Annotated in this window: 24 protein-coding genes and 1 tRNA gene; 13 read left to right on the forward strand and 12 right to left on the reverse strand. The window is 71.0% G+C overall.

Going from position 1 to position 24,978, the window contains the following annotated elements; genetic code table 11:
* Positions 1-393: 393 nt before the first annotated feature.
* Entirely contained in the window at positions 394-2,595 is a 2,202-nt protein-coding gene (locus ACFPL3_RS35895; RefSeq protein ID WP_343945798.1) for a bifunctional copper resistance protein CopD/cytochrome c oxidase assembly protein, read from the reverse strand.
* 60 nt (positions 2,596-2,655) lie between these two features.
* Between ACFPL3_RS35895 and ACFPL3_RS35900 the strand changes: the two genes are divergently transcribed.
* Positions 2,656-3,348: a class I SAM-dependent methyltransferase gene (locus ACFPL3_RS35900; protein ID WP_343945799.1), complete on the forward strand. Its 693-nt coding sequence runs from the start codon at positions 2,656-2,658 to the stop codon at positions 3,346-3,348.
* 9 nt (positions 3,349-3,357) lie between these two features.
* On the opposite strand, the gene ACFPL3_RS35905 is transcribed toward ACFPL3_RS35900, so the two are convergent.
* Entirely contained in the window at positions 3,358-4,155 is a 798-nt protein-coding gene (locus ACFPL3_RS35905) for a PP2C family protein-serine/threonine phosphatase (protein ID WP_343945800.1), read from the reverse strand.
* Positions 4,156-4,220: 65 nt separating this feature from the next.
* Between ACFPL3_RS35905 and ACFPL3_RS35910 the strand changes: the two genes are divergently transcribed.
* A complete protein-coding gene (locus tag ACFPL3_RS35910) occupies positions 4,221-6,014 on the forward strand; it encodes an N-6 DNA methylase (protein WP_343945801.1) in 1,794 nt (597 codons plus the stop codon).
* A gap of 23 nt (positions 6,015-6,037) precedes the next feature.
* Complete coding sequence (locus ACFPL3_RS35915) at positions 6,038-6,913, forward strand: serine/threonine-protein kinase (protein WP_343945802.1); 876 nt, start codon at positions 6,038-6,040, stop codon at positions 6,911-6,913.
* A gap of 10 nt (positions 6,914-6,923) precedes the next feature.
* On the opposite strand, the gene ACFPL3_RS35920 is transcribed toward ACFPL3_RS35915, so the two are convergent.
* Genes ACFPL3_RS35920 through ACFPL3_RS35945 form a run of 6 tightly spaced genes read right to left on the reverse strand, consistent with a single transcriptional unit; the run spans position 6,924 to position 11,452 of the window.
* Positions 6,924-7,580, reverse strand: a complete 657-nt coding sequence (locus ACFPL3_RS35920; protein WP_343945803.1) for a GOLPH3/VPS74 family protein — start codon at positions 7,578-7,580, stop codon at positions 6,924-6,926.
* Positions 7,577-8,173 carry a TetR/AcrR family transcriptional regulator gene (locus ACFPL3_RS35925; RefSeq protein WP_343945804.1) on the reverse strand — a complete coding sequence of 199 codons (597 nt, stop codon included), beginning with the start codon at positions 8,171-8,173 and terminating at the stop codon, positions 7,577-7,579. The genes ACFPL3_RS35920 and ACFPL3_RS35925 overlap by 4 nt, the downstream gene beginning before the upstream one ends.
* The gene (locus ACFPL3_RS35930; RefSeq protein ID WP_343945805.1) at positions 8,166-8,903 is read right to left on the reverse strand and encodes a hypothetical protein; all 738 of its coding nucleotides are present in this window, start codon (positions 8,901-8,903) and stop codon (positions 8,166-8,168) included. The genes ACFPL3_RS35925 and ACFPL3_RS35930 overlap by 8 nt, the downstream gene beginning before the upstream one ends.
* Positions 8,900-9,763 carry an ATP-binding cassette domain-containing protein gene (locus ACFPL3_RS35935; protein WP_343945806.1) on the reverse strand — a complete coding sequence of 288 codons (864 nt, stop codon included), beginning with the start codon at positions 9,761-9,763 and terminating at the stop codon, positions 8,900-8,902. The genes ACFPL3_RS35930 and ACFPL3_RS35935 overlap by 4 nt, the downstream gene beginning before the upstream one ends.
* A gap of 46 nt (positions 9,764-9,809) precedes the next feature.
* Entirely contained in the window at positions 9,810-10,190 is a 381-nt protein-coding gene (locus ACFPL3_RS35940; protein ID WP_343945807.1) for a RidA family protein, read from the reverse strand.
* Between the two features lie 20 nt (positions 10,191-10,210).
* Entirely contained in the window at positions 10,211-11,452 is a 1,242-nt protein-coding gene (locus tag ACFPL3_RS35945) for an alanine racemase (RefSeq protein ID WP_343945808.1), read from the reverse strand.
* Positions 11,453-11,578: 126 nt separating this feature from the next.
* On the opposite strand from ACFPL3_RS35945, the gene ACFPL3_RS35950 reads away from it, so the two are divergent.
* The 3 genes from ACFPL3_RS35950 to ACFPL3_RS35960 all read left to right on the forward strand — a co-directional run bounded on the left by ACFPL3_RS35950 (position 11,579) and on the right by ACFPL3_RS35960 (position 14,451).
* Positions 11,579-11,652, forward strand: a tRNA-Arg gene (locus ACFPL3_RS35950).
* 82 nt (positions 11,653-11,734) lie between these two features.
* Positions 11,735-13,264 carry a tyrosine-type recombinase/integrase gene (locus tag ACFPL3_RS35955; protein ID WP_343945809.1) on the forward strand — a complete coding sequence of 510 codons (1,530 nt, stop codon included), beginning with the start codon at positions 11,735-11,737 and terminating at the stop codon, positions 13,262-13,264.
* 377 nt (positions 13,265-13,641) lie between these two features.
* On the forward strand, positions 13,642-14,451 hold the full coding sequence (locus tag ACFPL3_RS35960) for a hypothetical protein (RefSeq protein ID WP_379590394.1): 810 nt from the start codon (positions 13,642-13,644) through the stop codon (positions 14,449-14,451).
* Between the two features lie 557 nt (positions 14,452-15,008).
* On the opposite strand, the gene ACFPL3_RS35965 is transcribed toward ACFPL3_RS35960, so the two are convergent.
* Complete coding sequence (locus ACFPL3_RS35965) at positions 15,009-15,542, reverse strand: restriction endonuclease (protein ID WP_343945811.1); 534 nt, start codon at positions 15,540-15,542, stop codon at positions 15,009-15,011.
* Between the two features lie 2 nt (positions 15,543-15,544).
* The gene (locus ACFPL3_RS35970; RefSeq protein WP_343945812.1) at positions 15,545-16,165 is read right to left on the reverse strand and encodes a hypothetical protein; all 621 of its coding nucleotides are present in this window, start codon (positions 16,163-16,165) and stop codon (positions 15,545-15,547) included.
* A gap of 317 nt (positions 16,166-16,482) precedes the next feature.
* Between ACFPL3_RS35970 and ACFPL3_RS35975 the strand changes: the two genes are divergently transcribed.
* Complete coding sequence (locus tag ACFPL3_RS35975; protein WP_379590398.1) at positions 16,483-17,640, forward strand: hypothetical protein; 1,158 nt, start codon at positions 16,483-16,485, stop codon at positions 17,638-17,640.
* A gap of 559 nt (positions 17,641-18,199) precedes the next feature.
* Positions 18,200-18,763 carry an NUDIX hydrolase gene (locus ACFPL3_RS35980; protein WP_343945815.1) on the forward strand — a complete coding sequence of 188 codons (564 nt, stop codon included), beginning with the start codon at positions 18,200-18,202 and terminating at the stop codon, positions 18,761-18,763.
* Positions 18,764-18,773: 10 nt separating this feature from the next.
* Here the strand turns inward: ACFPL3_RS35980 and ACFPL3_RS35985 are convergent, their stop codons facing one another.
* A complete protein-coding gene (locus tag ACFPL3_RS35985; RefSeq protein WP_343945816.1) occupies positions 18,774-19,904 on the reverse strand; it encodes a tetratricopeptide repeat protein in 1,131 nt (376 codons plus the stop codon).
* 122 nt (positions 19,905-20,026) lie between these two features.
* Complete coding sequence (locus tag ACFPL3_RS35990) at positions 20,027-20,395, reverse strand: helix-turn-helix domain-containing protein (protein WP_343945817.1); 369 nt, start codon at positions 20,393-20,395, stop codon at positions 20,027-20,029.
* Positions 20,396-20,593: 198 nt separating this feature from the next.
* On the opposite strand from ACFPL3_RS35990, the gene ACFPL3_RS35995 reads away from it, so the two are divergent.
* The 5 genes from ACFPL3_RS35995 (at position 20,594) to ACFPL3_RS36015 (ending at position 24,972) form a co-directional block, all read left to right on the forward strand.
* Positions 20,594-20,857, forward strand: coding sequence for a helix-turn-helix domain-containing protein (locus ACFPL3_RS35995; RefSeq protein WP_379590401.1), 264 nt, complete (start codon positions 20,594-20,596; stop codon positions 20,855-20,857).
* A 229-nt stretch (positions 20,858-21,086) separates the two neighbouring features.
* Complete coding sequence (locus tag ACFPL3_RS36000) at positions 21,087-21,461, forward strand: WhiB family transcriptional regulator (RefSeq protein ID WP_343945819.1); 375 nt, start codon at positions 21,087-21,089, stop codon at positions 21,459-21,461.
* Positions 21,448-21,777 carry a hypothetical protein gene (locus tag ACFPL3_RS36005; RefSeq protein WP_343945865.1) on the forward strand — a complete coding sequence of 110 codons (330 nt, stop codon included), beginning with the start codon at positions 21,448-21,450 and terminating at the stop codon, positions 21,775-21,777. The genes ACFPL3_RS36000 and ACFPL3_RS36005 overlap by 14 nt, the downstream gene beginning before the upstream one ends.
* On the forward strand, positions 21,774-22,637 hold the full coding sequence (locus ACFPL3_RS36010; RefSeq protein WP_343945820.1) for a DUF2637 domain-containing protein: 864 nt from the start codon (positions 21,774-21,776) through the stop codon (positions 22,635-22,637). The genes ACFPL3_RS36005 and ACFPL3_RS36010 overlap by 4 nt, the downstream gene beginning before the upstream one ends.
* Positions 22,630-24,972 carry a cell division protein FtsK gene (locus ACFPL3_RS36015; protein WP_343945821.1) on the forward strand — a complete coding sequence of 781 codons (2,343 nt, stop codon included), beginning with the start codon at positions 22,630-22,632 and terminating at the stop codon, positions 24,970-24,972. Before ACFPL3_RS36010 ends, ACFPL3_RS36015 begins: the two co-directional genes overlap by 8 nt.
* Positions 24,973-24,978: the final 6 nt, after the last annotated feature.

A 24,978-nucleotide genomic window follows, 5' to 3' on the forward strand; every position in this document is an offset into this window, starting at 1 on the left:
CAAAAACTGGCCCTACAATTGCGCCGAGGACGGGGCCTCGACGACTTAATGTTCAAACTGGCACAAAACCAGTCCATGAACAAGCTCGACACACTGTTGAGTTCTCAAGAGACACCCGCACACCATCGTCCGCCGTTAGGCGTCCTTCCGGGGCTGTTCCCCCACTGTACACCCCCCGATCCGGGTGGATCCGGGGGGTCCCTGTGAGGGGGGCGGTCAGCGGGCCCTGTGACCGAGGCTCTCAGGCCTTCGTTCTTTCCGGTGTCTCGCTGACGAAGAGAAAGTTACGCGAGGGCTTCCGGGCCAGTCAAATCGCCCCCCTCATACCCCCACTGACCAGCGCAAACCAGCCCTCAGACGTCACTCGGCGTGCCTGCCGGGCGCGACGAGCGGTCAGTCCTCGCGGGCCCCTCCGGGGCGGTCGGCGGGCTCGCCACCCGTGCCCCCATCTGCGGAAACGGGGTCCGGAACGGGATCGACAGCCGGGCTCTCGGGCCCGCCGGCGGAGGTCGTGAACTCTTTCGTGTGACCTGGCTCATCCGCGTTTTCGTCGCTCTGCGCGACGAGCGGTGGTCCTCCCGTCGCCAGGCGGCGGAGCATCGCGTTGTAGGCCTCGAGTTCGGTGTCCCCGTGCTCATCCGCTTGTCGATCAGCGCGCTTCGCCGACCGTTCGTCCTGGCGCGACCATTGGATGAGCAGGGCGAGCACCACGATGAGCAGGGGAATCTCGCCTGCGGCCCAGGCGAGACCGCCGCCGAGCTGCTGGTCACGCAGTACGTCGGGCACCCAGGGCAGGGCGAGGCTGCGGTAGTAGTCCCCGCCGAACGCGGTGTTGGCGCCCATGACGGCCACCCCGAAGAACGCGTGGAAGGGCACCGATGCGAACACCAGCCCCATGCGCGCTGCGGGCGGCAGCCGTCGCGGTGCGGGGTCGACCCCGACGATCGGCCAGAAGAACAGGGCGCCGACCAGCAGGAAGTGCAGGTTCATGACCTTGTGCGCCCAGTGCTCGGGCAGCGCGGCCGGGAAGAGCGCCGAGAAGTACAGGGCGTAGTAGCTGCCCACGAACAGCGCCAGCGCCACGAGTGGATGCGTGAGCAGGCGCGCGACCGGCGAGTGCACGGCGGCGAGCAACCACTCCCGTGGTCCCGGCGGCCGGGAGCGCCCGGCCGGTGGCAGGGCGCGCAGCGCGAGCGTGACCGGTGCCCCGAGCACCAGCAGGATCGGGACGAGCATCCCCAGGATCATGTGCTGGCCCATGTGGACGCTGAACATCGCCGGCCCGTACCGGCCCAGTCCGGAGCTGGTGGCGAGGAGCAGCGCGGCGCACCCGGTGAGCCACGCGACGGTGCGGCCGGTGGCCCAGCGGTCGCCGCGCCGGTGCATCCTGCGCACCCCGAGCAGGTAGCACCCCGCGAGGACCAGCGCGGCGGTGCCGAAGATCAGGTCGAACCGCCAGTCCAGCGCGAGGCGCGCCAAGGTGGGCGGTCCGGCGAGGTCGTACCCGATCAGCACCTCGACGCGCGAGGGCGGGCCCGCGCCGGTGTCCGGGGGCGCGGTGCGTCCCAGCCCCACGGCGAGGCCGATCGTCGCGAGCATCAGGAGCACCTCGATGCCGCCGAGCCGCAGCAACGCCGCCGGTTCCCCGCGTGCGGCGGCGGACACCGACGACCGGCGGTGCAGGGCCCCCAGGCCGCCGAGCACGAGCAGCGCTACGGCCTTGGCGAGCACGAGCGTGCCGTACGCCGAGCCGACGAGCGCGTCCAACGGGATCCGCACCAGCGCGTTGAGCACCCCGGTGCCCGCCACGACGAGCCAGCAGACGAGGGCCAGGCGGGAGTACCGCGGCACGGCGGTGGCCAGCGCCTCGGCCCGGTCGGGCCCACGGGCGGTGGCCAGCACCAGCACGGCGGCCAGCCCGCCCACCCACAGGGACGCCGCGATCACGTGCAGCACCAGGCTGTCGGAGGCGAGGTCGTGCGCACCCCCCGTGGAGGAGTGCCCGGTGAACATCACGGGCAACGGCCCGAGCAGGGCGATGCCCAACAGGACGACGGTCCAGCCCCACGTCAGCACGCTGCGGCAGCCCACGAGGACGAGCACCGCCACGAGCGAGGTGATCGCCCACGTCGTGGCCGGTTCGAGGCGGGGCACCAGGTCGAGCAGCACCACCGGGTCGAGCAGCTGGTCGACCGGGCGCCCGAGGGCTTCGGCCGTGCTCAGCGGCACCATGAGCAGCGCCGCGACCGTCCAGCCCGCCGCCGTCCACGACGCCGCCCGCAGGGCCCGGTACCCGGCGACGTCGAGGTAGCCCGACCGCTGCGGGGGCACGAGGAACGCCGCGAGCAGCACGGCCCCGATCGTCAGCACCATGCACACCTCGGCGACCGCCCGCATCGCGGGCAGCCCGATGAGGGTGAGCGTGCCGGGATCGGGCAGCCCCAGCGCCGCGGCGGGCCGGGCGCCCGAGAGGGCGGTGAGGCCGGCCGCGACCAGAGCGGCGATCAGGCCGCCGACGCCGACGAGCCCCGCCACCTCCGCGGTCGGGCGCGCGGGCGGCCGTGGCCTGGCGGGCTCGACGGAAGCGTGCGCCATGGGCCCAGGCTATGCCGTGGCGGGGCGGGTGCGGGTGGGCGGCACTGCGAGACTGCGCACGTGCAGACCTCGCAGGACGACGTGGCGCTGCGGCTGCTGAGCGCCGCCACCGACCGCACCGGCGCGGGGCCGCTCGCCTGGACGGCGAGCCCGCTCGCCAACGCGACCTCGGTGCTGGAGGTCTGCTGCGGGCTCGGCCTGCTGGCCGCGGAGTTCACCGGACGGTGGGTCGGCGTTGATCCGGCGCCGCGGCCGGGGCGGGGCCCGGTGGTGGCCGGCACACCGCAGGCGCTGCCGTTGCGGGACAACGCCGTGGACGGCGCAGTCCTGCTGCTGGCACTCCCCCGCCTGCGCGAGCTCGACGCGGTCTTCGCCGAGCTGCGCCGCGTGCTGCGGCCGGCGGGCACGCTGGTGGTCGTCGTGCCCTCGGCGAGCACGCGCTCGCTCGCGGAGTTGCGGACGGCGCCGGTGCACCGCACGGGGTGGGCGAACCGCTCCGCGCTCGACCAGGCCGGCTGGCTTCTCGCGGCGGCCGACTTCGCGGTGCTGGGCGACGACCGGCGCACGTTCACGCTCCCGGTGCCGGACGCCGCCGCGGCCGAGGCGCTCGTGGCCGACCTGCCGCGGGCGGGCTGGTGGCCTCCCGAGATCCCTGCGCAGGTGCGGGCCCGGGTGACGGCCGCGCTGGCCCGGCGGGCCGGTCCGGGCCGGGAGCTCCCGCTCCCGTTGCGCCGGCTCGTGGCCCGCCGCTGACCTTCCGGTTCAGAGGGCGACGGTGGCGGCGGCGCCCACCACGACCGCGGTGTCGTCGGCGGGCGGGGGGCCGTCGTCGAGCAGGTCGGCGACGATGCAGGTGATGTTGTCCGGCCCGCCGCCCGCGTTGGCGGCGGCGATGATCTGCGCGACCGCCGCGTCGGGGTCGGCGACCGTGGCGAGCACCTCGCGCAGCTGCTGGTCGTCGAGCACCGCCGTGGCGCCGTCGGAGCAGACGAGGTAGCGGTCGCCGGGCCTGCCCTCGAGGTGGAAGAGGTCCGGCTCGGGGGCGCTGCTGTCCTGCAGGGTCTTGACCAGCCACGACCGCCGCGGGTGCGACGCCGCCTCCTCCTCGGAGATGCGTCCCTCGTCCACGAGGGACTGGACGAGCGTGTGGTCGCGGGTGAGCCGGTGCAGCTCGCCGTCGCGCAGGAGGTAGGCGCGGGAGTCGCCGAGGTGCAGGACGCCGATCCGGGTGCCGTCCACCAGGAGGGCGACGACGGTGGTGCCGGTGCCGCGCAGGTCGGGGTTCTGCTGGGCGAGCTCGGTGAGCCGGGCCGCCGCCTCCTCGATCGCCTCGCGCAGGACGGCGAGCAGGTCGACCTGGGCGAGGTCGGTGCCGCGCAACCGGGTGTCCAGGTCCCGCAGGGCGGCGACGGCCACCGCGCTGGCCACCTCGCCGTGGGCGTGGCCACCCATCCCGTCGGCCACGGCGAGCATCCGCGGGCTCGTGACTGCCGAGTCCTGGTTGTTCTCCCTGCGGCGGCCCACGTCGGAGGCCGCCGCGGAGCGCAGCGTCGGTGGCATGGCGCCACCCTCTCATGCTGTGAACGCGCTTCACAACATCAGGGGGCGTGAACTACGTTCAGCGCATGGCTGTGGACCCGACCGTCAGCACGGGCGACATCGCCCGGCTCGGGCGGGTCGGCCCGGCTGCGGTGAGCAACTGGCGGCGCCGCCACGACGACTTCCCGTCACCGGTGTCGGGCACCGCCTCCAATCCGCGGTTCGCCCTCTCCGAGGTGGAGGCGTGGCTGCGGCGCAACGGCAAGCGCTACCGGCTCACCGCGGCCGATCGCGCCTGGCAACGCCTGCTCTCGGACGGGGCGGGCTTCATGGTGCCCGAGCGCCTCGCCGCGGCGGGCGCCCACCTGCTCGACCGGCATGTGCCCGAGCTCGCGGACCTGGTCCCGGGCGAGGCGCCGCCGCCGCTCGCGGATCCCGAGCTCGCCGCCCTGCTCGACGACGTCGCGGCCCGCCGGGGCCCGGCCGCCGCGTACGAGGACCTCTGCGGCCGCTACCGGCGGCCGGGTGATCCGGCCGACGCCCTGGCGGCCGCGATGGCCCGCATCGCCCTGCCGCACGGCGGGAGCGCGCTCGACCCGGCCTGCGCCATGGGCGCGCTGCTGCTCGTCACGGGTGCGGAGGCGGCACGCGGGCAGGAGGCCGACCCCGACTTGGCGCGCATCGCCGCCACCCGGCTGCTGCTCGCCGGATCGCGTGCGGCCCCCGTCGCCGCCGACGACGCCCTGCGCCACGACGCCTTCGCCGGCGCGGAGTTCGACGCGGTCGTGTCCGCGCCGCCCGCCCTCGACCGCACGTGGCCGCACGAGGCGCTGGCGGGCGACGCGCGGTTCGCCCACGGCCTGCCGCCGCGCACCGAGCCCGAGCTGGCGTGGGTGCAGCACGGGCTGGCCCACGTGCGGCCGGGAGGGCGGGTCGTGCTGCGGCTGCCGCCCGCGGTGGCGTCGCGCCGGCCCGGCAGGCGCATCCGGGCCAACCTCCTGCGCGCGGGTGCGCTGCGGGCGGTGATCACCGTCGAGGACGAGTCGCGCCCCGCCGACCTGTGGGTGCTGCGCAGGCCCGAGCCGGGGGACCCGGTCCCCTCGCACGTCCTGTTCGGCCGGGGAAGCCCGGACGCGACGGCCGAGCTGTGGGAGGCGTTCGAGTCCGGGCACCCGGTCGGCGACGCCGGTCGCGCCCTCCCGGTGGTCGAGCTGCTCGACGAGGACGTCGACCTCGCGCCGGAGCACCGCCTGCAGCGCCGGACGCCCGCCGAGGCGGGCCGCCGCGTGGCCGAGTTGCTCGCGGGCCACCGGGACGGCCTGCCCGCCCTGCGTCTCGTCGACGAGGTGCGCGAACGCCCGTCGGCGAGCATCGCGGAGCTGGCCCGCCGGGGCGTGCTGACGGTGCGGCACTCCCCGCGCGACGCGCCGGAGCCGGGCGACGGCGTCGCCGTGCTCACGGTGGCGGACCTGGCCACCGGCACCACCCCCACCGGACGCGTCGCGGCGACGGCCGCGCGGATCCGGGTGCGGCCGGGCGACGTGGTGGGCGCCCCGATGGGCCGGGCCCGCGTGGCCGACCGGCCGGCGGTGCTCGGCCCGGCGCTCGCCGTCTACCGCATGGATCCCGACCAGCTCGACCCCGAGTTCCTCGCCGGCATCCTGCGGTCCACCCCCGCGCCCGGCAGCGGATCCAGCCGCTACGGGCACCGGGTGCGCGTGCCGCTGCTGCCGATCGGCGAGCAGCGGGCGCTCGGCGAGGCGTTCCGCGCCCTGCTCGACGCCGCCGACGCCGCGCGGGCCGCCGCGGAGCGCGCGGACACCCTGCTGAGGCTGGGCGGCGAGGGCCTCGTGGAAGGCTGGCTGCGCCCGGACCGCTGACCGGGCGCTCGGGAGGGGGACCGTTGCTCATCGCCGACCGCTACGAGATCGACGACCTCCCCGTGGGCAGCGGCGGGGCGGGCGCGGTCCACCACGGCCTCGACACCCACCTCGGGCGGCGCGTCGCCGTCAAGTTCCTGCACCTGCCCGGCGGCTCGGAGGAACAGCGCAGGCGGTTCGTGCGGGAGGCGCGGATCCTCGCGCGGCTCGAGCACCCGGGCGCCCCCATCCTGTACGACCTGGGCACCCACGAACACCGCATGTTCCAGGTCATGCAGTTCGTCGACGGCGTCACGGTGGCCGACGTCGTGGCCGAGCACGGGCCGCTGCCGCCTGCGTGGGTGGCCGCGATCGGGGCGCAGTCCGCGGCCGTGCTGGCCGCCGCGCACGGCCTCGAGATCGTGCACCGCGACCTCACCCCGTCCAACCTCATGCTCCGCCCCGACGGCAGCGTGGTCGTCCTCGACTTCGGGCTCGCCGTGCTGGCGGGCGCGGTGCGCTTCACCCGCGTGGGCCAGATCTTCGGCACGCCGTCCTACATGGCGCCCGAGCAGGTGCAGCACGGCGTGGCCGACGCCCGCAGCGACCTCTACGCGCTCGGCTGCGTGCTGCACGAGCTGGTCACCGGTGCGCAGCTGTTCCCGGGCCCGACGGCCTACGCGATCTTCGAACGCCAGGTGCGCGAGGAGCCCGGCCCGCTGCCGGGTGCGCCGCACGCGCTGGCCCGGGTGGTGCTCGACCTGCTCGCCAAGGACCCGGCCGCGCGGCCCACCGACGCCGCCGTACTGCACGACCGGCTCGCCCCGCTCGCCGTCGACCTCCCACCGCTGCCCGGCTTCCTCGTGCCGGAACCGGGGCCCGGCCGCCGGTACGCCCGCGTGTGGGGCCGCACGGCGTAGCGCGCCACGCTCAGGAACTGCTCGCCGCGCCCGCGGCGATCGTGGACGCGGTGACCGCGGCCATCACGCTCGCCTGCACCGCCTCCACGGCCTTGCGCACGGCCTGGCCTGCCCACTCCCCCTCGGCCACCTCCGCCGCTCGGGCGCGCAACTGCCGCCGCGGACCCTCCACGACCTTGTGCTCGGCCTTGACCGCGTGCACGAGCGAGATCAGCAGCGCGAGGCGCTGGTCGGGCCGGGCGCCGTCGCGCAGCACCGCCGCGACGCGCCCACGCAGCTCGCCCGCCGCGGCCCCCGGCGTCCAGGTGGTGGTCGGGAAGACGCCCAGGACGCGGAAACCTTCGCGCCGCACGAGCCCCCTCGCTGCGAGGCGCTCGAGCACCGGGGTGCGGGCGCCGCGGGCGAGCCGTTCGACCGCCTTCTGCGCACGCAACGGCTTGTCCAGCCGCGCGAGCGCGTCGTCGAGCACCGGGTCGCCGGTGGGCGTCGCGTCGGCGACGGAGAGCCGGGCCTTCGCCCCACCGCCGTCCGCGGCGATCCGCTCCCGGGCGGCGAGGTCCAGCAGCAGCGCCCCGCCGATCACGCGGTCGAGGGCCGTGCCGTCGACCACGGCCCGGCCCCGGCCGGGGTCGAGCAGCAGGAGGACGAGGTCCTCGGCGAGCGTCATGTCCGTACCTCCGTGACGGCCAGCAGCACGGCGGTCTCCAGCTCGGCCGCGGCGGTGTCCAGGTCGACCCCCGGCGCGCCGATCCAGTCGGCCACCACGGCGTCGAGCGCTCCGTTGATCATCAGTGCCAGCGTGCGGGCGTCGAATGCGCGGAAGACGCCGGCCGCCTGTCCCTGCTCGAGGATCCCGGCGACCGACCGCCACCGCTCCGGCCCGGCCGCGACCTCCGGGTCGCGCACGAGCCCCTCCACCAGCACCCGCACCTGTGCCGGGTGGTCGCGCACGTACTCGACCGTGCCGCGCAGGTACGCGACGAGCATCCCCTCGGGCCCGTCCGCGGCGTCGACCCGCTCCCCCACCGCCGCGACGTAGGAGCCGAGCACGTGGCTCATGGTGGCGTCGAGCACCGCGTCCTTGGACGAGAAGTGGTAGAGGACGGCGGCCTTCGAGATCCCCGCGCGGGCGGCGATGGCCGAGAGCGACGCGGCGGCCGCCCCGCGCTCGGCGACCAGCTCGATCGTGCAGTCGATGATCTGCTGTCGCCGCGCCTCCTCGGTGAACGTGCGCGGGCGTGGTGCGGACGGGTCAGACATCGCGCACCCGAACCTGCCACACCGCCGCGGTGACGACGAGCGCGGTCCACCCGAGGAGCGACAGCGCGCCCGCCGCCGCACCCACGTCCTGGTCCACCCCGGCGACGCCGTGCAGCGCCGCGCCCGGCCAGACCGCCGCGAGGGCGTCGAGACCGGGGATCCAGGAGGCGAGCGTCGGCAGCGCCAGCAGGGCGAGCGCCACGACCACACCGCCACCGGTGCTGCGCAGGACGAGCGCGGCGGCCAGCGCCACCAGGGCGTAGAAGACGGGGCCGAGCGCCGAGCCCGCCGCGAGGCGGAGCAACGCGCCGTCCACCGGCGCCGCGGGCAAACCGGCACCGACCAGCACGAGCTGGGCGACGAGCGGGCCGAGCACCACGGCCGGGACGGCGACCGCGCCCGCCACGGCCGCGGTGAGCAGCACCTTCCCGAGCACCACCCGGCCGCGGCGCGGCGTCACCAGGAACGTGGGCTGCGCGAGGCCGACCGCGTACTCCGAACCCCCGATCGACGCACCGAGCACCACCAGCACGATCGCCGCGGCGTCCACGCCCAGCAGGCCGGCGCCCACCACCTCGGCGGCCGGGAGCGCGCCGATCCCGCGGCCCTGCGTAACCGGCAGGCTGACCACGAGCAGCAACGCGACCAGCGGCGACGCGGCCACCGCGCCGACGGCGAGCCACTGCTGCGACCGCACCGTGGTGAACTTCGTCCACTCCGCGCGGATCACGACGCAACCCCGGTGAGCGCGAGGTACGACTCCTCGAGGCCGTGACGACGCTCGACGAGCTCGTGCAGCGCGATCCCGTACTCGAGCGCGACCTCCCCGACCCGCTGCGGCGGCACGCCCTCGACGTCGAGCCCGTCCTCGACCGCGGTGACGGTGGCGCCGGCGGCACGCAGACCGGCGGCGAGACGCGTGCTCGCCGGCCGGACGCGCACGGTGGCGGCCTGCCCGACGTCGAGCACGTCGACGAGCCTGCCCCGCGCGATCACGACGACCCGCTGGGCGACGTGCTCCATCTCGTGCAGGAGGTGGCTGGAGACGAACACCGTGCGCCCCTCGCGGGCGAGGCCCTGCAGCAGCGCGCGGACCCAGCGGATGCCCTCCGGGTCGAGTCCGTTGAGGGGTTCGTCGAGCAGGAGCGTGCCGGGATCGCCCAGCAACGCGCCGGCGAGCCCCACCCGCTGGCGCATGCCGAGCGAGAAGGTGCCCACCCGCCGGTCGGCGGCGTGGCCGACCCCGACGAGCTCCAGCACCTCCTCCACGCGCGACCGGGCGATCCCCGCCGCGTCGGCCATCCACCGCAGGTGCGCCCGCGCGCTGCGGCCGGGGTGCATGCACCGCGGATCGAGCAACGCCCCGACCTCCCGCAGCGGCGAAGGCAGGTCGCGGTAGGCGCGGCCGCCCACGGTGGCCGTGCCGGCCGTCGGCGCGTCGAGGCCGAGCACCATCCGCATCGTCGTGGACTTGCCGGCCCCGTTCGCGCCGAGGAAGCCGGTGACCGCGCCGGGCTCGACGTCGAACGACAGGTCGTCGACGGCGAGCACGGCGCCGTAGCGCTTGGTCAACCCGCGGGCGCTGATCACGGGCCCGAGAGTAGCTGACCGATCGGTCAGATGTCGAACCGAAAGGTCAGTCGCCGGTGTAGAGGATGGCGTCCACCTCGATGTCGAACCCGCTGAGCGCGACCGGGAGCGTGGTGCGCACCGGCGGGTTCTCGCCCCCGAAGAACTCGGCGAAGAGCTCGTTCATCGCCGCGAAGTCGCCGAAGTCGCGCAGGTACACGCCCACGCGCACGGCGTCGCCCAGCGACGCGCCCGCCGCCTCGGCCGTCTTCTGCAGGTTGGTGAAGGTCTGGCGGGCCTGCTCCTCGAACGAGCCGCGGACCGGGGTGCCGTCGGGCAGCGTCGGGACCGCACCCGCGAGGTAGACGTGGTCGCCCGCGACGACGGCCTGCGAGTAGGGCCCTCCGGGAGGCGCAGCGTCGGGGGTGCTGACAGCACGCTTGGCCATGATCTTGTCGTTCCTCCGGTTCAGAAGTAGGTGCGCACCGCGCCGACCACGGCGTCGGCGTCGTCGAGGAGCGGCAGCAACGGCCACTTGTCGAAGACGGTGCAGGGGTGGGACAGGCCGAGGACGACGACGTCGCCCACGGCCAGCTCGCCGTCGTGCCGGACGAAGGCGTGCTGGTCGTTGAGCTTCACGACGGTGGCGTCGTGCAGCGGGTCGGCGGAGCCGAGGCGGCGCAGCGGGATCGGCAGCCCGGCGTCGTAGGAGGCGTCGCGCTTCCCGAACCCGCAGATCGCGAGGCCGGGTTCCGGGGTCGACAACACGTACGCCCACAGCTCGAGCGCGGGGCGCAGCGCACCGAGCGGGTGATCCGCGCCCGTCGCGAACGGTGAGACGCGCTCGTACATCCCGTGGTCGTGGGTGAGGTACCCGCCGGAGCGCACGACCTTGCGCACCGGCCGCGACAGCGCCGGGAGCCCCTCCCACGCGGCGACCACCCGGTCCGGGTAAGCGGACCCGCCGGCCGTCAGCACGAGCTCGGGACGGTCGCCCGCGCGGCAGTCGAGCTCCGCGACGAGCGCAGCGAGGTCGGCGGCGAACCGGTCGACGTCCGCAACCGACTCCGCGGCCCGGTCCTGCGGGTAGACGCCCTCGAAGCACTCCACCCCGGCCAGGTCGAGCCCGGGCGCGGCGGCGACCCGGTCGGCCACCGCGAGCGCCTCGTCCCGGGAGCGGGCACCGGCCCGACCACCGGGCACCCCGAGCTCCACGAGCACCGACAGCGGACGCGGCCGGTCGCGCAGCGCAGCGGCCATCCGGTCGACGCCCGCCACGCCGTCGGCGAGCACGTACACGTCGAACCCGGGGTCGGCCGCGGCGAGCCAGCGCAGCCCCGGCGCGTCGACCACCTCGTTGGCGAGCAGCACCCGCGGCACACCCCACGACTGCATGATCCGGGCCTGCGCCACCGTGGCCGCCGTGATGCCCCACGCCCCCGCCGCGAGCTGGTCGGCGACCAGCTGCGGGCTCATCGTCGTCTTCCCGTGCGGCGCGTGGTCCACACCCGCGTCGGCGCACCAGCGGGCGAACAACGCCGTGTTGTGGTCCAGCGCCGAGCGGCGCAACGTCACCGTCGGCAGCAGGAGATCGGTGACGTGCCAGCCGGCGTCCCCGACCGTGCCCACCGTGCCGTCGTGGTCGGGCAGGTTGCGGAACTGCGGGCCGAGGGGCTCGGCGGCGCTGCGCGCGAGTGCGGGAAGGGTCATGCGGCTCCTGAGATCACCCGAGTCAAGCATGCGGACAGCATCCCCGCCGAGCAGGCCCCGCCCGCGGTGACGCAGCGTCCCCGAGGCCGATAGGCTCGCCGTGCCGGTTCCGCGGAACCGCCTGACGCCCTCGTAGCTCAGCTGGATAGAGCAAGAGCCTTCTAATCTCTAGGTCGCAGGTTCGAGTCCTGCCGGGGGCACCCTGCTCAGAGCCTTGATCAACCTCTCTGAGCCACTCGCGTGGAGCTATACGTGGAGCGAACTGGCTCCTACCGTGGCTCCATGACCTCCGCGGCGAAGCCCCACAAGCGCGTGCGAGGCGAGATCGAGGCCTTGCCCAGCGGCTCCTACCGAGTGCGCGTGTACGCGGGCCTCGACCCGCTCACGAAGAAGCGGCACTACCTCACCGAGGTCGTGCCTGCAGGGCCGAAGGCCGCGAAGCAGGCCGAGAAGGTGCGGACGCGCCTGCTGTCCGAGGTGGACGACCAGCGCAGCGCCCGGACGAACGCCACGGTCAGCCAACTCCTCGACCGTCACCTCGATGTGCTGAAGATCGAGGATACGACCCGCAACGGCTACGAACGCCTGATCCGCTTGCACATCCGGCCCGTGCTCGGATCGCTCTCGATCGGCCGGGTCAACGGCGAGACCGTGGACTCGTTCTACGCCCAGCTCCGGAGCTGTCGCGCCCGCTGTGGCGGCCGCACGTCCTTCGACCACCGCACGGCGGTCGAGCACGAGTGCGACGACCGCTGCGGGCCGCACCAGTGCCGGCCGCTCGGCGAGGCGTCACTTCGGCAGATCCACAACATCCTCAACGGCGCATTCTCGCGCGCAGTGAAGTGGCGGTGGATCGGCATCAACCCGATGAAGCAGGCGCAGCCGCCCACTCTCCCAACGCCCGACCCGCAGCCGCCGACGCCTGCGCAGGCCGCTCGCATCGCGGCTGAGGCGTGGAAGGACCCGGACTGGGGCATGTTCGTGTGGCTCGCGATGACCACCGGCGCCCGACGCGGCGAGCTGTGCGCGCTGCGGTGGAACCGGATCGACTTCGCCGCCGGTGTCCTCAACATCCGGTCCAGCATCGCGCAGACCAGCGGCCGGACATGGGAGAAGGACACCAAGACCCACCAGCGCCGGCGGATCGTCCTCGACGCCCAGACGCTCGCGCTGCTCCGCGCGTACCTGCAGCATTGCGCCGAGCGCGCCGCAGCGCTCGGGGCGGAGCTGCGCGACGACGCCTTCGTGTTCTCACCCGAGCCGGACGGGAGCGTGTGGCCCAAGCCGGACTCGGCGACGCAGCGCTATACGCGCATGTGCGCGCGGCTCGGGTGGGACATGCACCTCCACCAACTCCGCCACTACTCGGCGACCGAGCTCATCGCCGCCGGGGTCGACATCCGCACCGTTGCCGGCCGACTCGGCCACGGCGGAGGTGGAGCGACGACCCTGCGCGTATACAGCGCCTGGGTGGCTGAGGCTGATCAGCGGGCTGCCAACTCGCTCGCCACACGGATGCCCGAGCTACCAGCGCAGATCATCGTCGACCCCGACAGCCCGACGTCGGCGCCTGCCGGCGCTGATGAGTCCGACCACCCGTACCAGCGCATCGCGGCCGACTTGCGGGCCGCAATCCGATGCGGGGCGCTGGACGACGGTGATCCGCTTCCAACCGTGAAGCAGCTCGCAGCCCGTTACGGCGTGTCCGTTGCTACGGCTCACCGGGCGGTGAGCACTTTGACGGAGAGCGGCGAGGTCGTCGCGTCGCGAGGACGCCGAGCGGCCGTACGAAGGACGCAACCTGCCAACTAGAGATTCCGAGATCGTGACTCGGGACGTTGCCTCGTGATGTCGGACAGTGTCGCTGAGCTGCGTGGACAGTTCCGGAGGCTACGGGCTATCTGGCGATGTTCCTGGCCGTTTCCGTTAGGTAAACGTGGGCTGCCTTATCCTCCCGATTATGAGCCAGCGTCGAGCATCTCCGGTCGCCTCACAGCGCCACTAGTCGAGCGTCCACCTCGACGAACTCCCGCAAACTGTCTCACGCGGTCTCGCTAAGGCCAGGCTATGTCCGGGCGTCGTGATCACAGATCGATCTGGTCGTACGCCAGAGTCGATCGGCGCCCATCACGCGCTTCAGCGCTGTCCGGTCCCTGGCGACTCGCTCGCCCGCCTGCAAGCATGTGTGCGTGCCCGACAGCGCTTCCCCACGCCTGCACCTAGCCCTTGTGCCGCGCTCCGATACTGACAAGCCGTCTTACTGGTGGAGTGCGCTCCGGTTCATGCAGGCGCACCGCACGTACAGCCAGATGGACGCCGTCGCACAGCGTCTCCTTCAGCGGATCAACGCGCAAACTTGGCCGTGGGTCCGCGGCGTCCCAGACGAACCGCGTGCTGGCGCGTTGACATGGGAAGTGCCGCACGCGGAGATTGTGACGGCCGACGACAAGCGCGAGGCAAGTTTCATTGCGAGTCAGACGCTGCACTACTTGCGCAGCGCGCTAGACCATCTAATTTACAATGCAAGTTGGCTTGACCAAGGGGCACCGCAAGAGAAGACACAGTTCCCAATACTCAGCAATCGTAACAAGTGGTGCACTGCAAAGACGATCAGAGACCTTGGCAGCATGTCTCCGAAGCACATCGCCTGGATCGAGGCTGTGCAACCGTTCAACGGCGTAAAATGGACGAAAACGTTGCAAGAGCTGAGCAATGCCGATAAGCACCGTTTCGGCGTCGAGGTATCACCAACGGTTCAACTGGGAGTCAACATTGAAGGAGCTATCGATGACTCACGGAGCCGCGGAGTAAAGCTCGCACAGATTGAGCAAGTTTCGCTACGCCTCTTCCTGCCTGGACTGAATCCATATGGCGAGCTTCCGAGAACATTTGACGAGATGTTCATAGGTGCCGCGGGCGTCATCAATCCGTTCCTGAAGGAGGCTGGCATCTCGACACTAGAAGTCAGCCCTCCACAGGTCAGAGAATCAGACAAATAGCACACCCATTCGAGGGAATGCTTCACTCCGTCCGCACCTACGTCGTTTGAGTGCGGACCCGGCTCACCTGCCCTGCCGAGGCGCCGCACTTGCCCCCAGGCACTCGCGTTATGGCCAGGAGCAGGCGATACCGCACTCCCCTCCTGGTCACAGCGTCCGTGGAAGTCCAGGCCGGTTAGGCCATCTGCGGCACAGACTGTCACTCGGAGCACTCATCGCTGACACCGCTCAACCGCGCCGGCCGACAGCCCCAGCTTGGAAGTCTGCCGTGACGGCCGGACAACGGCCCTGACCTGCGCGGGGAGGTGCAGTGGGATGAGGTGCGGTGGGATGCACTCGTTGACCAGCGCGCGCCTGTTTACTTGCATGCCCCCAACCCAGTCCCGGCTACCACGGCGGGAGCTGTTCGACATCCCATCGACCGACAGCACCCGCGCCTGAGCGTGGGCGGAGCCAGCAACCTGACCAACCACCACTGATGCCGCCACGTCTGCATCTGGGGCGCGGCGTGCCACTCCCGCGGAGGCGACGGATGTGATCAACAAACAATGGAGGATTCAGCTCCAAAACTTCGACAATTCGCCAGCGCGGAGAAATTTCGCAAACGCGAACTCATCAAGCTCCTCAACCCACCGTGGAGCCACCTCTTGCGCCAGCAGATCGGCGGGATAGCCCGGGACTCCTCGAAGCCTCTCAACAACTTCCGGAGTCTCCAGTGCGACAGCAAGAACATTTGGATTCATTGCACGCTCGCACCGCGACACGGCCGGACTCGTAAAGCCGGAGTAGGAGTAGAGAACTCCTCGATCAGCACCGACGTCGAGCAGCTTGCCTATAAACTGATCAACCACGCCGACGTCAACAGCACGACTGTGACGCTTGCACTCAACAGCGACGCTGAGATCGATACCCGCCACAGTGCCGGTCACCCAAACGTCAATTTGCCGCAGGATCCCACTTAGTCTCCCAGGTATACGTTGGTTATGCTGCACGTCGGCCGCTGGGCCGGCTGACGCAAGTAGATCCCGCACCGAGAGTTCGTACCGTTGCCACAATGGATCATCAGTTGCCGCCTGATTCCGCCGGCTCATTGCTAGCCTTCATCCGAATTCCCGGCTTTGTCCGGGATGTCATCTTGCCACCAGCCCGCTTCTAACAGGTGCTCGACCTCCGCTTCCACTGACTCATACTCGGCGTGGTCGAGTGCTTCAATGATCCCCGCAGCCCTCCGGTCCAGCTCGTCGATGTCGACTAGCCCAAGCACCTTCCCGTCAAACCCGACCCCGAACAGCAACCCATTCCCCGGCAGCTCCCGCAAAGCCCGCCCAGTCAATTTGTTCCTTCCCGTACCCTCCGGCGGAGGCCCGAGCGTCACATCGTCCTGCCATTCGGCCTCATCGAGATGTTCGAGCGCATCTCGCAGGTTCTTCAAGACTGCATCTGCCGCTGGCACCTCCCGGCCACTGTCGCGCGCATCTCGTGCCGCCCAGCGATTGAGTTGATATGCAGCCCAGACCACTTGGTGTGACGCCACCCAATGCCGGCGAAAAGCGCGCGCAATCACCTCGTCTGATGGCGACCAATCCTCGGACCGTTCCTGAGCCGCCAGCAGGTCCCAGTGCTCCTTGCGGACCGCGTACAGCTCACCGATGAGCCGCCGCACCTCCTCCGCCCATGCCAGCATCAGCATTGACCAGTCCGAAAGCTTCTCCACAGGGTCGCAGCGTACGGGCCACCGCGGCTGGTCAACGTGCTGGATGGTGTTGGGTCGAGGCTCGCTGTATCAGGGCTTGATGCCTTTCTGATGCCTCGCCGCAGCGTTCGGTTCCTGCCAGTGCCATCCCGTCGACCTGGCGCAGCCCGACCGCGCGGTCGCCCGGGGGCAGCCCTCGACGCGACCGGCAACCGATCACGGCAGGCTCTGCCCGCGGGTGGCCGTGTGGTAGCCCTTCGGGAGGTCGTCGGGATGGCACGCCCCGCCATCCCGGAGACCCGCCCGCCGGCGAGGGCGCGTTCTGTCATGCTGTCCTAATGTCCAGATCGTCGGTGAACGGCATCCCGCTGATTGGCGACGCGCCGTCGGCGGGCGCCGTGTTCGAGATCGACAGACCTGCCGTTAGCGACTTGGACTTCTCGTATGACGGCGGATGGTCCTTGCAGGCGAAGTCCGGCGAGTCTTTTGTCGTTGTGCGCGGCTCGGATGTGAGAGACTTCCGACCGCTATTTGCGTCGGTGCCGGCCGCCGCCTCGCGTGGCTTGGACTTGCTATGCGTTACGGGTGGGCCAGCATATGCTCTGTCCAAAGTGGCGGAGGAAGGAATCTACTTCTGGCCCAGGGATGGCGATCTACGCATTCATTGGTATGGCACACTGCCTATCAATGTAACTGGCAGGGCGTCGCTGACGGTTGGTGGAGCCGTGCAGGGCAGGACGCGCGTGCTGAATCATCACCCCAGCTTTGCTTATTTCCGCCGGTCGCAAACGGAGACGGACCTAGGCGATTCCTATCGTCACGCCTATCTTGCTCTAGAGTCGCTCCTTGACTCGATTGCACCGCACGTTCCAGGACAGCCGGAGACTCAGTGGCTATTGGCCGCACTTGCAGCGGCCAACGGCCTCGTGGCGAGCAGTACCGCGGCGCCAGCGGCGATCGCCGCTCAACAGTACACAGAATGGTACGATTCCGAACGTAACTACCTCTTTCACTCCAAGTCTTCCAGGTCCGCAAGAGAGCCGGTGCTGACGGGTGATGCCTTCAAAAGGTTGCTACACAAGAAGAATTCGCTTCTGACATTCTATGTCGCAGTATTGCACGCACACTTGGGTGCGCCGAACATTTCCGGGGGCGGCCTTACACATGCCGGACTTGAATCGATACTTGCGCGTTACGACAGTGGCGACTTCACTGCCCGCACGGAAGACGATGCCGATCCTCCAAACACGTCGTCTGCCGCTCCGCTCTTACGCGAGCCCTACGGGCAGCCCAATGGTGAGGGCCGCTATCTCTGTCGTGACCTGCCTGTTCCTGAGACTAGGCGGGTGAAGAAGTGGTGGGCGATACTTGACGGCGAGAAATGCATATGGTGTGATTTCGCAGGCGCACTGGAGGTGGGTCACCGTGACGAGCTATCCGCGGGCCTGCAAATCGAGAATCGCGTGTCAAGCTTCAGGAACCGCTTTCTGACATGATCGCAGTGATCGTCGCGTGCGGCGTGGTCTGGCAGCCGCGCGCCGCGCGGGGACCGGCCGGGCAGGCCGCACGCCCCCGCGCGAGCGCTTGCGGCTGCATCGGACACAGCGCCGCGCGGCGCCGCAGGCGCGGGCCTTTATCGTTTGATTGCCAAGATCTGTCAATGCTGATGTCCGCACAGGCTCGCAGCCTGTGACCCGCCGGCAGTCCGCGCGACGGTCACCAGCAGCGAGCCACCGCTGCCTTCGAGACGCCGGCACGACACTCGTCTAGCTCGCCGCCCACGGCTCCCCTGACCCGCGGTCTGCGCGCCGTCACCCCGCACCACGTGATCGTCCACGCCAGCCGTTCCGGCCTTCCCACTGCGGGCCAGCGCACCTGTCCCACATCGCACGAGATGTAGTCATGGGATCGAGTAGCAATACGGCGTCAACGGCGATGACCCGCTGGCCGCACCTGGGGTAGTCGCGCGCCGATATCGGCGATCTTGCGCTGACCTCGTCACACAGGGCCCATCGTCCGATGCTGTGCACTCTGCATGCTCCTACTGTGCGCTGTGTGGCGGACGAGCATGGAGCGTGGCGCACGTTCGGCGAGAAGACGATCTACGAGAGCAGCCCTTGGGTTCGCCTGGGACTCGTCGACGTCGAGGCGCCGAACGGCGAGCGGTGGGACTACCACGTCGTCCACTTCGGCCGGATCGCCGTCGCCATGATCGTCGACGAGGATGCCGACACCGTTCTCATGCTGCACCGCTACCGCTTCCCCACGGACCAGTGGGGGTACGAGCTGCTCGGCGGGCTGGTCGAGGACGGCGAAGACCCGGCCGCCACTGCAGCGAGGGAGGCTGTCGAGGAGTCGGGTTGGTCCCCGGTCGGCCCACCGGAGGAGCTCATCGGCTTCGAGCCGCTACCCGGCAACGCCACCGCTCACATGTCGGTCTACCTATGGCGTCAGGCAGAGCGGGTCGGCGAGCCGACCGACACCGAGGAGGTGGGCCGCGTCGAGTGGGTGCCGCTCGATCGCGTCCCAGAGCTGGCGCAGCGCGGCGAGCTGCTCGGGAGCGGCGCGTTGGTGCCGTTGCTCTACTACCTGGCCACCCGCAACCCGCGGCCGGCGTGAGGACGTTCGATCACGCTGCCTGACCCTGCGGCAGGACCAGACGATCGAGGCGCCGGAGCTGGCGGTCCGAGCTGATCTGCCGGGCGATCGCTCGGGCTTCCCGGGCGCGGCTCAGGGCCGCGTCGCGCTCGCCCGCGGTGGCATGGGCGTAGGCGAGATCGACCAGAAGCCGGGACCGGGAGCGCGCCCACGACGCTGGTAGCCGCGCGAGAGCTGCCGTGAGTAGGTCGACCGCTTCGGGGTCACCAACGAGAGCCAGAGCGTTCCCCCGCCACCGGTCGAGATGTCCTCCGCCGAGGAACACGTACGGCAGCGCGGGATCGACGGGATCGGCCGGTAGCAGGCTGTGAGCGTCGTCGAACGCGCGCATGGCCGCGTCCCGGTCGCCGGCCGCCGCAAGCGCCTCACCGTGCGCTGCTGCCAGCCACGACCGCATGAGAGCGGGGCCGCGAGCGCCGCTGCTGCGGGCATATGCGGCCTGATCGACTGCGGAAGTTGTGTCGTTGACCGCGAGGAGGATCACCGACTGCTGTGCGGTGGCGTGCGCGAGGAGCAACGGCGATCCAGCTTCGCGCGCGGCGTGCTTCGCGCGCTCGTGGTGTGCCCATGCCTGCGTGTGATCCTCGCGGTCGAGAGCCTGCCAACCTGCGAGCGCCGACGCCTCTGTGAGTGCCCTGGCGAGTGCAGCCCGCTGGCCGATGGCCGGTAGATGGGTGAGCAGATCCTGCATGTGATCGATCTGGTGGCGGAGCTGATCGAGCTGATGGACTGCACCGAACTGGCGGTCAAAGAGACGGGCCTGCTCGACCTGGTCGCGGAACGCGGCGACGGTGGCGGCATCGACGGTGCGGGCAACAGCGATCCGCTCCCGCAGTTCGACAGCAGGGCCGTCGGTGCGCTCGTCGGGGAAGCCGAGTTCGGCGTTCGTCCGACCGTAGATCTCACGGAACAGGCGCCGATACTCGGGCAGACCGACCGATTCGTGTCCGTTCTCCCACCGGGACAACTTGGTCTTGAGGCTGGTCGACGTCATGATCGTGATCTGGTCTGCGCGGGCTTGTCGTTCCAACATCGCGATGGTCTTGGCGGCCGAGTAGCCGAGCTGTCTGCGAACCGCCTGCAACTTCGTCCGCTCCGGCATCGACTACCCCCAATCATGCCTCTGAACTGCATGGTTAATAGGAGTTATCACCTCGCGTGATAACTCCTGCCATCTGTGGGGAACGGTTCTAGGCGCGTTTTCTGTGGTGCATGGAAGCCACGTCATTCACTCCGATCCGGCGGAGCGTCGAGCCGGGACTGGACGTCGATCAGGCGTTGCTCGATCGAGCGCAGGTGCGACTCGATCGCAGCGAGTCGCTCGACGACCGGCAGGGACGCCGGGCTGGCGTGGTCGGGTGGATCCTCGCCGGACAGCACGGCGTGCAGGTGCCGCGGATGCCAGCCGAGCGCGACGGAGATGGCTTCCAGGGTCCGTGCGCTGCGGCGTCGCTGCGCGGTGTTGTGCTGCAGCTCGCGCACGATCGCTTGCGAGACGTGCGCGCGCTCGGCGAGGTCGCGCTGACGCATGCCGAGTTCGTTCAACCGTCGGTCCATCGCCTTGGCAACGGCCGCCCAGTCCGATCCCGACACCGATTCCTCGCCCTCTGTCGTGGCCCACCCGGGCGTCGAGGTTAGCCGGACGTATCGGTTGCTCGGGACGGATTCGCGCGATGTCTGCGTGTTTCGAGCCCGCTTTACGCCATTGAGCGCTGATATCAGCGCAAGCAGAGCTGAAATTATTTCGCAGACGGGACTAACGCCATGAACTCGCAAGATCGAGACAACGACATGGCCGCAATGCGGCCCATCTTCTACACAGTCACTGAGGCCGCTCGGTTGCTCCGGGTGAACCGAGCGACGCTCTACCGGGCCATCCGTGAGGACGCCTTCCCGGCGGTCCGGGTGCGCTCGCGCTACGTCATCCCGGCGGTTGCCGTCGAGCGGCTTGCGGCGGACGCGACGGAACTCGGCGGGTGCGTGGACGTCGCGGCGATCGCCGCCGGGCGACGGGTAGCCCGCGAGGTAGCTCGCGTCACGGGTGGCCAGCGATGAGCGGCCGGCGGGCAACGCGTGCAGTCAACGACGGTCGACGGCCACGGTGCCTGACGGTGCGGAAGGCCGCAGGGACTCTCGGGGTGCCGCAGTCGGTGCTCCATCGGGCGATCCGGCTGGGCCTGCTGCGCGCGTCGAGGCAGCACGGTCTGCTCGTCGTCCGCGAGACGGACGTTCGGCGTCTGCTGGATGGTGCGCGGTGAGCGCCCGGGACGACGAGGAGTCGGCCGTGGTGGCGCGGCTGCGGCGGCTGCGGCAAGTGGATGACGACGCACTCGGGGCGGCGATCCGCGGGGCCGCCGCGTGCCTGGAGCCGCAGGAGGACGGACAGGCGCCGGGGTGGCTGCATGACGAGTACACCGATCCCGATCTCGCGCTGCGGCTGTGCGCGGGGTGCCCGGTGCGCGACGAGTGCACCGAGCTGGAGCTGCGCCTTGCCGGTGCTCGGGCGGTCGGCATGTGGGGCGCCTACGGCGAGCGCGGCAGGCAGGCGCTGCACCGCGCGTGGCAGACGGTCGAATCGACCACCGAGACGGCGACGGATGCGGCCGGGCGTGTGCCGGCGGCGAGCTCGGAGGGCGGTGACGGTGATGAGCGGGGTTGAGCTGTTCCTCGGCGGCATCGCCGCCCTGGCTGTCCTGTCGGTGGTGGTCAAGGCACGGGCCGGGGTCAAGAAGGCTCGGGCCGCTGCGGAACTCGCTCGAGTCGGCACGAGCCCGGTCTCGCTGGTCGGGCATGTGCTGATCACCGCGGGTTTGATCGTAGGAGCGCAGTGGCTGGTGATCACCTACGCGGCGAGCAACACGACGTTGCTGCTGGTCGTGCTCGCGGTGCCGGCGCTGTTCGCCGCGTACCCGGTGACCAAGGCGTTGACCGTGATGCAGGTCGGCCCTACCCGGTCCGGAGGTGGCCGGCGATGAGCGCCACCGGTGACAACCGGGACGGCCTGTCGATGGGTGGGCGCGGCGATGACGCTGCGCCCACCGCGCCGGGCTGGCGGGCCGAGTCCACGCACGAGGGCGTGATCGCTTCCAAGCTGCGGGAGCAAGCCCGGCAGGCGTATCGGGACAGCGTCGCGGCGGGTGCCGGGCTGAACGGCAAGGCGCTCGGCGCACGGTTCGGGCGCAGCGAGCGGTGGGGCCGCGATCGGATCGCCGAGACTCGCCCGACCCTCCGGCCAACCGGCCAGTGCAATGCCAACGGCAGCGGCTACGCCGGTGCGGCTGCCGTCGGCGAGTCCGCGCGGCAGCAACACGGCACCGACCCGGCCGCCGCAGCGGAAGGAGCGGCACCGGTTCCAGCGGGTGCACGGTTCGTGGCCTGGTTGGGGTTCGTGTTCGGCTCGGTAATGTCGGTGGCGGCGAACGTGCTGCACGCCTGGCTTCCGGCCGACGAACAGCCGGCGGGCTGGTCGCCGGGCCTCGCCCCTCAGGTCGGGTCCGCGGTGTGGCCGATCGGACTGCTGTTGTCGGTGGAGGTGCTGTCCCGGGTGCGCTGGGCGCCGGGGTTCTGGTGGGCGTTGGCCCGCTACGGCGGCGCCGGAACCGTCGCGGTGGGGTCGGCGATCATCTCCTACGGCCACCTGCACGATGTGCTGATCGCGTGGGACTACGGGCCGCTCGGGGCCGCGGTCGGCCCGCTCGTGCTGGACGGGCTGATGGTCGTGTCCGGGTTCGCGCTGCTGGCCATGTCCCGCAGGCACGCGGATCCCACCGGTCACGTGACGAATTCCGTGACCGTGCCGAGCGCAGGCGCGACGGCGGGCGATACCGATGACTGAGCATCGCCCCGGCAGCAGCGACCCGCGTAGCGACGATCCGCCCACCCTGCCGAACGTGCCCGCCATTCCAGCTCTGCCCTGGTCAGGCCAGCATGGGGCCGGCCAGGACGGGCCGGTGGTGGAGGGTGTGCTCCTCTCCGACCTGGAGAGCGAGTACGTGGCCCGCCACATGCAACACCAGCGCCAGACCGCAAGCCACGATGGCGAACAGGCGGCGGTGGAGGTGCGTCGCCCTGCGCCGGTGGTGCGGCGGCCAGACGTGGCGCCGGTGCTGCCCAAGGCTGTGTCGGCGGTGCGCCGCCGGACGGGTCGGGCGACCGTGTACGTGGTCACTGGGGTGCGGGTGGCGGCCACGCACGAGCGGACCCGCGCTACGCTGCGGTGGGCGATCCGCAACGGCATCGTCTACATCGCCACCGGAGTCTGGGTTGTGGTTCGACGGGTGTGGGAGGCGCACACCCAGTCCCGCTACGAGCGGATGATGCGCCAGGCCGAGTTGGCCGGCGACATTCAACGCCTGATCGACTGGGAGCAGCGCTCCGAGCGGGCGCGGGCGATGCGGCACAAGCGGCGGATGGACTGTATCGCCGCCCCGTTCGCCCTGGCCAAGGCGGTCGCGGTCGCGGCGATGACGGTTGCGGGGATGTTGCTGGCGTTGGGGATCACGCTGGCCGTCGGCTACCGGGACATCGCGTGGGTGCTGGCTCCGCTGCATGCGGTGGTGGATCTGATCGCGTGGGTGGTGTGGCTGGTCACCGTCGTCTGGCTACCGCTGCTGCTGGCTGTGCCTTGGCTGGCGCTGGCGGCGTTGTGGCAGCTCGGCCGCACTCACGGCACAGTCCCGGCCTGGGCAGCGTCCACTCGCCTGCGGGACCAGGAGGGCGTGATCGTCACCCCGGGAGGCGTCGCGACCGCGCTCGCCCACCTCGGGATCGGCAAACTCAACGAGGCGATCAAGAAGGGGTGGGAGGTCGAGTTCCTGACTCCGCCGGTGCGGGTGAACAACTGTGGCTACCACGCGGCGTTCTCGCTGCCGATGGGTATCACCCCGGACATGATCGCCGACCGGCGTGATGTCCTTGCCCGCAACCTCAACCGCGCACCACTGGAGGTCTGGCCCACCGCAGCCGAGCGGGCCGGCTACGTCGACCTGTGGGTGGCCGACCCCGGGTCGACGGAGAGGCCGGCCCCGCCGTACCCGCTGCTCCACGACGGCAAGGCGGACGTATTCGCCGGCGTCCCGTTCGGGGTCTCGCAGCGCGGCGACGTGATCATTGTGGTGCTACCGGGCGGGAACCTCGTGTTCGGCGGGCTGATGGGGCAGGGTAAGTCCAACGCCGCCCGCGTGGTGATCCTCGGCGCCGCTCTGGACCCGCTGTGCGAGTTGTGGGTGTTCGTGTTCGCCAACAACGGCGACTTCGACGCCTACCGCCCGCGCCTGGCGCGCTACGACCGCGGCATCGACGACACCGTGGCCGCTGCCGCCCTTCGGGCGCTGCGGGATCTCTACGAGAAGGTTGCGCAGCGCGAGGCCCGGTTGGCCGAGCTGGGCGCCAAGAAGGTCACCCGCACCCTGGCCGAGAAGCACCCCGAGCTGCGGCCGCTGACGGCGCTGTTCTCCGAATGCCACGAGCTGTTCGGCCACGAGCAGTTCGGCAAGGAGGCCGCGGACCTGGCTGTGCAGACGATGCGACGGGGGCGGAAGACGGCGATCACGCTCGCGTTCGACACCCAATCGTCGCGGGCGGACGCGATCCCGCCGAAGATCGTTGAGCTGGTGAAGGTCAACGCGTGCTTCGCGGTGAAGTCGTGGCGGTCCAACGACGGGTTCCTCGGCGACGGCTCGTTCCAGGCCGGGATCCGGGCCACCGAGCTGCGGCCCGGCAAGGACGTGGGCACCTCGCTGTTGACCGGGGCGACCGATGAGCGGTTCGAGATCCTCAAGTGGTTCTACATCGAGGCCGACGACGACACCGGCTATGACGCCGCTGCCGAGGTCATCGAACGCGCGATGACCTATCTCGAACCAGGTTCCACACACGCAGGAACCGCTATCGCGGTAACAGACACTGAGACCCAGACAGAGCGGGACATCATCGCCGACGTGGCCGCGGTACTCGGCGACGCCAAGGTCAACGTCGCGGACGTTCCGCCGCGGTTGCGGAAACTCGCCCCCGACCACCCGCTCTACCGGTCGATGTCCGGGGTCCAGCTCCGCACGATCCTCGCCGAGCACGGAGTGAAGGTGCCCTCGACCGGCCGCCGCTACCCGGTCGACCCTGCCGTGATCCGCGCCCGGCTCGTCGAGCGAAGCGTCCAGCGGGAGGGTGAGTGATGTCGG

This window comes from Pseudonocardia zijingensis, from assembly GCF_042657305.1.
In the GTDB taxonomy this organism is placed as follows: Bacteria; Actinomycetota; Actinomycetes; order Mycobacteriales; family Pseudonocardiaceae; genus Pseudonocardia; species Pseudonocardia zijingensis.

Bases quoted from the DNA above. Each gene is read 5' to 3' on its own strand.
- ACFPL3_RS35895 (WP_343945798.1), bottom strand. From the start codon at position 2,595: ATGGCGCACGCTTCCGTCGAGCCCGCCAGGCCACGGCCGCCCGCGCGC.
- ACFPL3_RS35905 (WP_343945800.1), bottom strand. From the start codon at position 4,155: ATGCCACCGACGCTGCGCTCCGCGGCGGCCTCCGACGTGGGCCGCCGC.
- ACFPL3_RS35910 (WP_343945801.1), top strand. From the start codon at position 4,221: ATGGCTGTGGACCCGACCGTCAGCACGGGCGACATCGCCCGGCTCGGG.
- ACFPL3_RS35920 (WP_343945803.1), bottom strand. From the start codon at position 7,580: ATGACGCTCGCCGAGGACCTCGTCCTCCTGCTGCTCGACCCCGGCCGG.
- ACFPL3_RS35925 (WP_343945804.1), bottom strand. From the start codon at position 8,173: ATGTCTGACCCGTCCGCACCACGCCCGCGCACGTTCACCGAGGAGGCG.
- ACFPL3_RS35940 (WP_343945807.1), bottom strand. From the start codon at position 10,190: ATGGCCAAGCGTGCTGTCAGCACCCCCGACGCTGCGCCTCCCGGAGGG.
- ACFPL3_RS35945 (WP_343945808.1), bottom strand. From the start codon at position 11,452: ATGACCCTTCCCGCACTCGCGCGCAGCGCCGCCGAGCCCCTCGGCCCG.
- ACFPL3_RS35955 (WP_343945809.1), top strand. From the start codon at position 11,735: ATGACCTCCGCGGCGAAGCCCCACAAGCGCGTGCGAGGCGAGATCGAG.
- ACFPL3_RS35965 (WP_343945811.1), bottom strand. From the start codon at position 15,542: ATGAGCCGGCGGAATCAGGCGGCAACTGATGATCCATTGTGGCAACGG.
- ACFPL3_RS35975 (WP_379590398.1), top strand. From the start codon at position 16,483: ATGTCCAGATCGTCGGTGAACGGCATCCCGCTGATTGGCGACGCGCCG.
- ACFPL3_RS35985 (WP_343945816.1), bottom strand. From the start codon at position 19,904: ATGCCGGAGCGGACGAAGTTGCAGGCGGTTCGCAGACAGCTCGGCTAC.
- ACFPL3_RS35995 (WP_379590401.1), top strand. From the start codon at position 20,594: ATGGCCGCAATGCGGCCCATCTTCTACACAGTCACTGAGGCCGCTCGG.
- ACFPL3_RS36005 (WP_343945865.1), top strand. From the start codon at position 21,448: ATGAGCGGGGTTGAGCTGTTCCTCGGCGGCATCGCCGCCCTGGCTGTC.
- ACFPL3_RS36010 (WP_343945820.1), top strand. From the start codon at position 21,774: ATGAGCGCCACCGGTGACAACCGGGACGGCCTGTCGATGGGTGGGCGC.
- ACFPL3_RS36015 (WP_343945821.1), top strand. From the start codon at position 22,630: ATGACTGAGCATCGCCCCGGCAGCAGCGACCCGCGTAGCGACGATCCG.